This window comes from Streptomyces sp. NRRL WC-3549, from assembly GCF_000721935.1.
Taxonomy (GTDB): domain Bacteria; phylum Actinomycetota; class Actinomycetes; order Streptomycetales; family Streptomycetaceae; genus Streptomyces.
In genome coordinates, this window is the sequence record NZ_KL585450.1 from 21,634 (window position 1) to 25,039 (window position 3,406).

General features: G+C 72.6%; 2 protein-coding genes and 1 pseudogene. All 3 read left to right on the forward strand.

The window, feature by feature from the left end; translation table 11 throughout:
- Positions 1-19: 19 nt before the first annotated feature.
- Positions 20-583 (forward strand): annotated as a pseudogene (locus tag IH13_RS0135285) (sterol carrier family protein); the annotation flags it as partial.
- Between the two features lie 67 nt (positions 584-650).
- The gene (locus tag IH13_RS0135290; RefSeq protein ID WP_031091120.1) at positions 651-1,466 is read left to right on the forward strand and encodes an META domain-containing protein; all 816 of its coding nucleotides are present in this window, start codon (positions 651-653) and stop codon (positions 1,464-1,466) included.
- A 459-nt stretch (positions 1,467-1,925) separates the two neighbouring features.
- The coding region (gene purF / locus IH13_RS0135295; RefSeq protein ID WP_037843347.1) for an amidophosphoribosyltransferase at positions 1,926-3,406 on the forward strand (1,481 nt) is incomplete at its 3' end.

Consider the following 3,406-nt stretch of genomic DNA (forward strand, 5'->3'; position numbering starts at 1 on the left):
ATGTGTATAAGAGACAGGGCTGGGGCTGCTGGAGTGGGCGTCGAGCACCGCCGCACACGGCGGGGACGTCGCCGACGACGCCCGGGCCCTGGCGGACGCCCGCCCCGACCTCGGCGCGCTGTACGAGGAGACCGCTGAGCGGTTCGCGCGGCTGGTTTCGGAGAGCGCGCCGGACCGGCTGGTGACGACCCGGGCGGGCACCATGCGGCTGGGCGACTTCCTGGTCACCCGCACCGTCGAGCTCGTCGTCCACACCGACGACCTGAACCGCGCGGCCGGCCTCGATGTCCCCCTCGACCGGCAGGCCCTCGCGGCCTGCACCCGGCTGCTGGCGGACACCCTCGCGGACCGGGCGCCGGGCGGGTCCGTCGAGGTGCGCGTCCCGCCCTTCGCCGTCGTCCAGTGCATCGGCGGCCCCCGGCACACCCGTGGGGCCCCGCCCAACGTGGTGGAGACGGACCCGCTCACCTGGGTCCGTCTCGCGACCGGCCGGACGCGGTGGGCGCACGCGCTGGAGGAGGCCCTGGTCGGCGCCAGTGGTGAGCGGGCCGACCTCGGACCGCTGCTGCCGCTCATGGGCTGAGGGGAACCCGTTCGAGGAGTCATGGGCCGAGGGGAACCGGATCGACGGGCCGGCCCGTCCCATGGCCATGCGCCCACCACGTACGGCCGTCGGAGTCCTGACCCTTCTCACGCTCGCCGCCTGCGGTACGGACCCAGGCGGCGGGCACGGCGGCGGCTCCGTGGAGACCGGGGAGCCCGTCACCGGTGTCCACTGGAGCGTGTCCTCCCTGACCGTCGGCGGGACGAGGACGGCCGCTCCCGCCGACGCCCATGTGGAGATCGACTCCGAGGGCCGCGCCCAGGGCAGTTTCGGCTGCAACCGCTTCACCGCCGACGTCCGACTCGACGGGGACGGCCTCACGGTGGGACCGGCCACGACGACCGCCATGGGGTGCGAGAAGGACGTCCAGCGCTTCGAGACCGCCCTGGCCCGTACCTTCGGCGGGGAGCTGGCGGCCGTCGTCGAGGGCCGGGGCGACGACCGGACCCTGGCCCTGACCACGCCCGGCGGCGACCGGATCGACCTCACCGCCCAGGCGCCGGCCCCGCTGACCGGCACGGCCTGGAAGGTCACCTCGCTGCTCTCCGGCGACACCGCCACCGACCTGCCCGCCGGTGCGCGGGACACCGCCCACCTCACCTTCGGCGAGGACGGCTCCGTGGAGGGGAGCCTCGGCTGCAACTCCTTCCACGGCGAGGCGGCCGTCTCCGGCTCGACCATCACCTTCGGCCCGCTCGCCTCCACCCGGAAGGCGTGCCCGGGCCCCGAGACGGAGGTCGAGCGCGCGCTGTCCGGGGTGCTGGACGGCGAGGTGACGTACGAGCTGCGCCACCGCTCACTGACCCTCACCGCGCCGGACGGCGAGGGGCTGGGGGCGACCGCGCGGCAGGCGCGGGACTGAGGGGGCTCGCGACGGGGTGCGTGCTCACCGAGCGCATCGGGTGGACGGCACAGCGTGCCCGGGGCCGTCCGCGCGGCCGTCCCGTGCGTGCGGCGAGCGGCGCCGCGGCCCTTCTCTCCGGCCGCCGCAGTGTGAGGCTCGCCACGAAACACGCGTTCGGCCGACGGCCGGGGCGCCTCGGGCATCAGCTCACCGAGCGCCACGAGGCGGGCTCCGCTGACGGGTGTCGCCGGTCGCCCCGACCGGCCGGTAACCACCGTTCATTCCGGGCGCCGACCGCCCTCCGGCCGCTCACGGCCGCCGACCGCCACCCCGGGGCGGTCACTCCCGGTGACCGTCGCGGGTGCCGCCGGGCGTGTCCGGTACGGCGTCCGGAGCCTCCCGCCCACCCCGCGGCAAGGGCCGGTGCGGTGGTCACCCAATTCGGACCGGTGGTCGATCTCCCCTACACTCGGTGCCGTGCCTCGTGGTGATGGACGACTCAACCACGACCTGCTCCCCGGAGAGAAAGGCCCCCAGGACGCTTGCGGCGTCTTCGGTGTCTGGGCTCCGGGCGAAGAGGTCGCCAAGCTCACCTATTTCGGACTGTATGCCCTGCAGCACCGTGGACAGGAGTCCGCGGGCATCGCAGTGAGCAACGGGTCCCAGATCCTGGTCTTCAAGGACATGGGACTGGTCTCGCAGGTCTTCGACGAAACGTCTCTGGGATCGCTCCAGGGCCATATCGCGGTCGGTCATGCCCGCTACTCCACCACCGGTGCCTCGGTGTGGGAGAACGCGCAGCCGACGTTCCGTGCCACCGCGCACGGCTCGATCGCCCTGGGTCACAACGGCAACCTGGTCAACACGGCGCAGCTCGCCGAGATGGTCGCCGACCTCCCGCGCAAGGACGGCCGGGCGACCCAGGTCGCGGCCACCAACGACACCGACCTGGTGACCGCGCTCCTCGCCGGCCAGCGGGACGCCGACGACAAGCCCCTCACCGTCGAGGAGGCCGCCGCGAAGGTGCTCCCCGAGGTCAAGGGCGCCTTCTCGCTCGTCTTCATGGACGAGCACACCCTCTACGCCGCCCGCGACCCGCAGGGCATCCGCCCCCTGGTCCTCGGCCGGCTGGAGCGCGGCTGGGTGGTGGCCTCCGAGTCCGCCGCCCTCGACATCTGCGGCGCCAGCTACGTCCGTGAGATCGAACCGGGCGAGCTCGTCGCGATCGACGAGAACGGTCTGCGCACCTCTCGCTTCGCAGAAGCGAAGCCCAAGGGCTGTGTCTTCGAGTACGTCTACCTCGCACGTCCCGACACGGACATCGCAGGGCGGAACGTCTACCTCTCCCGGGTCGAGATGGGCCGCAGGCTGGCGGCCGAGGCCCCGGCCGAGGCCGATCTGGTCATAGCGACGCCGGAATCGGGGACCCCCGCGGCCATCGGTTACGCCGAGGCGAGCGGTATCCCGTTCGGCGCCGGACTGGTCAAGAACGCCTACGTCGGCCGGACCTTCATCCAGCCCTCGCAGACCATCCGCCAGCTGGGTATCCGCCTCAAGCTGAACCCGCTCAAGGAAGTCATCAAGGGCAAGCGCCTGGTGGTCGTCGACGACTCGATCGTCCGCGGCAACACCCAGCGCGCGCTGGTCCGGATGCTCCGCGAGGCGGGCGCCGCCGAGATCCACATCCGGATCTCCTCCCCGCCGGTCAAGTGGCCCTGCTTCTTCGGCATCGACTTCGCCACCCGCGCCGAGCTGATCGCCAACGGCATGTCCGTCGACGAGATCGGCACCTCCATGGGCGCCGACTCGCTCGCCTACATCTCGATCGACTCGATGATCGAGGCGACGACGATCGACAAGCCGAACCTGTGCCGCGCCTGCTTCGACGGCGAGTACCCGATGGAGCTCCCGGACCCCGAGCTGCTCGGCAAGCAGCTGCTGGAGACCGAGCTGGCGGG

What these genes read in the sequence shown, in the direction of transcription:
- IH13_RS0135290 (WP_031091120.1), top strand. Translation starts at nt 651, where the DNA reads ATGCGCCCACCACGTACGGCCGTCGGAGTCCTGACCCTTCTCACGCTC.